At 60.6% G+C, this 4,382-nt stretch carries 6 protein-coding genes and 1 pseudogene; 4 read left to right on the forward strand and 3 right to left on the reverse strand.

Going from position 1 to position 4,382, the window contains the following annotated elements:
* Both ACI944_RS12250 and ACI944_RS12255 read right to left on the reverse strand, forming a co-directional pair.
* Positions 1-769 (reverse strand): cation transporter (locus tag ACI944_RS12250; RefSeq protein WP_411719327.1); only part of this gene is annotated, 769 nt, incomplete at its 3' end.
* Between the two features lie 161 nt (positions 770-930).
* Entirely contained in the window at positions 931-1,131 is a 201-nt protein-coding gene (locus tag ACI944_RS12255; protein ID WP_411719328.1) for a cytochrome-ba3 oxidase subunit, read from the reverse strand.
* Between the two features lie 102 nt (positions 1,132-1,233).
* On the opposite strand from ACI944_RS12255, the gene ACI944_RS12260 reads away from it, so the two are divergent.
* The 4 genes and pseudogenes from ACI944_RS12260 (at position 1,234) to ACI944_RS12275 (ending at position 3,919) form a co-directional block, all read left to right on the forward strand.
* Positions 1,234-1,398: a cytochrome oxidase gene (locus ACI944_RS12260; RefSeq protein ID WP_411719329.1), complete on the forward strand. Its 165-nt coding sequence runs from the start codon at positions 1,234-1,236 to the stop codon at positions 1,396-1,398.
* A pseudogene (locus tag ACI944_RS12265) lies at positions 1,395-1,880 on the forward strand (cytochrome C oxidase subunit II); the annotation flags it as partial. The gene ACI944_RS12260 and the pseudogene ACI944_RS12265, both read left to right, overlap by 4 nt.
* Before the next feature lie 11 nt (positions 1,881-1,891).
* Entirely contained in the window at positions 1,892-3,649 is a 1,758-nt protein-coding gene (locus tag ACI944_RS12270) for a b(o/a)3-type cytochrome-c oxidase subunit 1 (RefSeq protein WP_411719330.1), read from the forward strand.
* Between the two features lie 60 nt (positions 3,650-3,709).
* Complete coding sequence (locus tag ACI944_RS12275; RefSeq protein WP_411719331.1) at positions 3,710-3,919, forward strand: CbaC protein; 210 nt, start codon at positions 3,710-3,712, stop codon at positions 3,917-3,919.
* A gap of 165 nt (positions 3,920-4,084) precedes the next feature.
* On the opposite strand, the gene ACI944_RS12280 is transcribed toward ACI944_RS12275, so the two are convergent.
* The coding region (locus ACI944_RS12280) for a TspO/MBR family protein (protein ID WP_411719332.1) at positions 4,085-4,382 on the reverse strand (298 nt) is incomplete at its 5' end.

Genomic DNA, 4,382 nt, shown 5'->3' on the forward strand with positions numbered 1-4,382 from the left:
CGAGCCCTATCGCGAGTGTGCTATACGCGTATGCGCTGCAGGCGGCCAGCGCGACGAGGAGGTCCATGTTCGGCACGCCGGCCCGGAGGCTGACGAATGCACCTCGGAGGATCGGCCATCCGGTATAAAACAGGACGAACGTCGCCATGAGCCAGATATTCCCGAAGATGTAGAGGCCGTCCAACCCGCCGAAGTCGGCGAGCGGCTCGTAACCGAAGTACGTCGGATACAGAAACAGCGCGTACCACATCATCACCATCATGCCGAACAATCCGCCGCCGACGAGAAACTTCACGACCTCATTGGTGTCCCCGTCGGGGCGGCCCTCCTCGCGCCAGCCGGCAGTGTACCCGTACCCCGAGAGCGCCTCCGGGAGTTGTTCTTCGTCGACGACGTCCGGATCGTACTGCACGCGGACGGTATCAGTCGCGTAGCTCGCTTCGACGGCATGAACGCCGTCCTCAGCCGCTGTCCGTCCCTCCAGAAACGCCTCGCAGGTCGTACAGTGCATCCCGTCGACCGAAAAGAACGCCGACTCGGCAGTGTCCGGGACTTCATCGGGCGTTGTCGTGCCGTCGTTGTCGACGGCCTCGCGGACGGCCTCCGCTTCAGACGCCTCGAGATCGCCGAGCGACCGTTGCACTTCGAGACAGCCCCGACAACAAAAGGTCCCCTCAACGTCAGGACCGGTCACCGGCGTCGCGGGCGTCGGTAGATCGCAGAGTCGACAGCCTGATTCGTCGGCTGTGGTGGTGTCGTTAGTATTCATACGGGGGATCGCCGCCGGTACATGCGAGGGTCGTCACCGTTCACAACTTTATGAGGATCGGGTACTCACGGTTCGTCTCCGGTCGCATACTGGACAGCGATGCGTAGCAGAACACGGGAGGGAGACGACGGGCGGCCAGGATCGCATTAAGCTGTCACCGGTTACGCCGAGGACCCACCATGGACAGTTGCCACTTCGGCGGGACCGGTCGCGATGAGCAACGCGCCGATCGTTATGAGGACGTTGACGACCGATATAATGCCCGCAGTGCTTGAACTCGTTAATCCGTACCACAGCACTGGCGCCATCGCGAGCAGTCCGACGACGACCGACACTCGCGGCGAAAGCGAACCATCTGACATACTCCTCAGTTAGCTCTACTAGATAAAAAGTTATTGCCCGTGTCCCAGCAGTCTGGAATCCTGAGGGCAATAAATATATACAACGAATTAACAGTGGTCTGTATGAGTTCGAAGTTACGACGCGAGATCGGGCACGACGAGTTCGATCCAAAAGGGACGCTGGCGTTGATCGCCATTTATTTCGTCATCATCAGCGCCCTGTGGGTCTTCATGTACTTCGTCGAGTTCCTCGGAAACGATCTGACCATCGTCGGAACGATACTATGAACATCCACACCTACGAGAAATTCTGGCTCGCCGCGTCGATGGTGCTCATCGTTGGGTTCATTCTGACGATCACCTACGGGACGGTCGGAATCGGCGTCGCGATGGTCGACGACTCCGGGGAGACAATCAACCCCGAGAACATCAACGACCACCCGAAGTTCTCCAGTCCCGGCGTCGAACAGGTCGGTGAAAACGAGTACGACGTATACATCCAAGTCGTTCAGTTTGCGTTCCTACCAACCGAAGTTGAGGTACCCGCTCACAGCACGGTGAACATTCACCTCACGAGCCGCGACGTGATACACAGTTACAGCGTCGTTGGGACGAACGCGAACACGATGGTGATCCCGGGAGAGGTCGCCGAGGTGACGGTCAACGTCGACGAACCCAAAGAGTACGGCGTCATCTGTACGGAGTACTGCGGCAGCGGGCATCACAACATGGAAGGGAAACTCAACGTCGTTCCCGAGGAGGAGTTCGAGGGAGATAGCCAATGAGCCTCGGCGCTAACTCCGGAACATACCTCGATCAGTTCCCCGACGAGGCGAAACTGATCCGGGCGACGTTCTACAGTTCCTTCGCCGCGCTCTTTGTCGGTGCGCTCATGGGGCTGTTGCAGGTGCTCCATCGGGTCGATATCCTCCGGCTCATCCCCTCGGAGGACTACTACTCGTATCTCACGCTCCACGCCGTGCTGTTGGTGTTGACCTTTACTATCTTCTTCCTCGTGGGGGTGTTTACTTGGGGCGTCACGACGAGCCTCGATCGCGGACTCGAGGACCTCCGGTACACCTGGGCGTGGTACGGCCTCATGGCGGGTGGTTCGCTCTTGGCCGGCATCACCATCATCGGTGGGTTCTTCGATGCGATCCCGCTGAGCGCGGCCGTCCTCTACACGTTTTACGCGCCGCTACAGGCACATCCGCTGTTCTACGTCGGCCTCGCACTGTTCATCGTCGGGTCGTGGTTCGCCGGGATCGACTGGTTCCGTTCGTGGTGGGCCTGGAAGCGCGAGAACCCCGACGAACGGATTCCGCTGCCGACCTTCATGGCGCTGACGACGACGCTGTTTTGGATCATCTCGAGTCTCGGCGTCGCCATCTCCGTCGTCGTGTTTATGATCCCGTGGTCGCTCGGGCTCATCGACCAGGTAAACGCGCTCCTGACTCGGACGCTGTTTTGGTTCTTCGGCCACGCCGTCGTCTACTTCTGGTTGATGCCGGCGTACATGCTCTGGTACGTCATGCTGCCGAAGATCTCCGGCGGGAAGCTGTTCAGTGATCCACTCGCCCGCGTCGTCTTCGTTCTCTTCTTGATCCTCTCGACCCCGACGGGGATCCATCATCAGTACCTCGATCCGGGGATCGCCGAAGGGTTCAAATTCATCGTGATGGTCAACACGATGTTCCTGCTGTTGCCAAGCCTGTTGACCGCATTTACCGTCGTCGCGAGCATGGAGCACGGTGCGCGACAACGCGGCGGAACCGGCTACTTCGGGTGGTTGCGCGCGCTCCCCTGGCGAAACCCGGTGTTCACCGGGATGGCGCTCGCCGGACTGATGTTCGCTGCCGCCGGCTTCTCGGGCATGATAAACGCCGGCATGAACATCAACTACCTCGTTCACAACACCTGGTGGGTCGTCGGCCACTTCCATCTCACCGTCGGGACCGCGGTCGCGTTGACGTTCATGGCCACCACCTACTGGTTCCTGCCACAGTTGACCGGCAAGAAGATCTGGAACAAGTCCCTCGGGCTAGCGCAGGTCCTGTTGTGGTTCATCGGCATGACATTCATGTCGAACGCGATGCACCGCGCTGGCCTCGCCGGCATCCCGCGGCGAACTGCCGAGCCACAGTACAGCGGCTTCGATTTCCAACCGGCCGCTGGATCGGTCGCCGAACTCAACATGCAGGTTGTCATCGGCGGAACGCTACTGTTCATCTCGACGCTGCTGTTCATGCTCATCGTGGTGATGACCGTCCGCGGCAGCAAAGTCGACACCTTGCCGGCGAACGGTTACGCCGAGACGCTTTCGGGTCCCGAGGATGCGCCGCTCGTCCTCGACAACCTGCGGCTGTGGGCGGGCATCGCAATCGCGCTCGTCGTGTTGGCGTACGCGCTGCCGCTGGCGTCAATCATCGGCCGTCACGGGCTCTTCGGCCCCGGCGGAAGTCCCTCGCCGCAGTTCATTGATACGGTCGTGTTCACCGGACAGGCGATCTTCGACTCGCTCGTGGGGGTGATCCGTTGATGTGGCTTCCGAGACCTGAGGTGATCGGGTGATGCGCTCGGCCTCTGGGGTGAGCCGCTGATGCGAATCAGCTGGGGGGGCTTCCTCGTCGTCGTCGCGGTGATGGTGCCGATCGTGATCGAACTCCGCACCGTGTTCGTCCACCTCGGCGTCGAGATGTCGATCGCACAGACGGGATTGCTCGCCGCGGTGATGATCGGGGCACTGCTCGCGTGGGCAGTCGCACCGGATATCCGCGGCCGGAAACGATCCAACGAGAAATCGGAGTAGCGGGCTCCGGCCCCGGCCCCGGTCGTAGGGGTCGAACACGTTGGCTCCGGTGTTACATCGGTAGTCCCGAATTTCACAGACAGATAGGACGGAAGCCCAAATCATCAGTCACGGAGGAATCCGATCGCAGCCGTCCTTGCGTTTTTACTAATCGCAGTACACTTTTTATTGGATATATACCGCGTAGTTCAGGATGGTCGCGAACGACACCCAGCCGAGGTAGGGGACGAGCAGCGCGGCCGCCCGTCGGTCGACCCGAGCCACCGTCGCGATCGTCCCCAGAATCGCGATCAAGAGGGCGACGATCACCGCGAGCCCGAGTCCTGGGCGCCGGAGTCCAAAAAAGACCGGTGTCCACGCGAGGTTGAGCGCGAACTGGACGGCGAAGGTGGCAAGCGCGAGTCGGACATCGGGGCGGTCGGTTCCCTGATTATAAACGATCGAGAGCGAGAGTCCCATCAGA

The organism is Natronomonas sp., from assembly GCF_046710025.1.
Lineage (GTDB): Archaea > Halobacteriota > Halobacteria > Halobacteriales > Haloarculaceae > Natronomonas.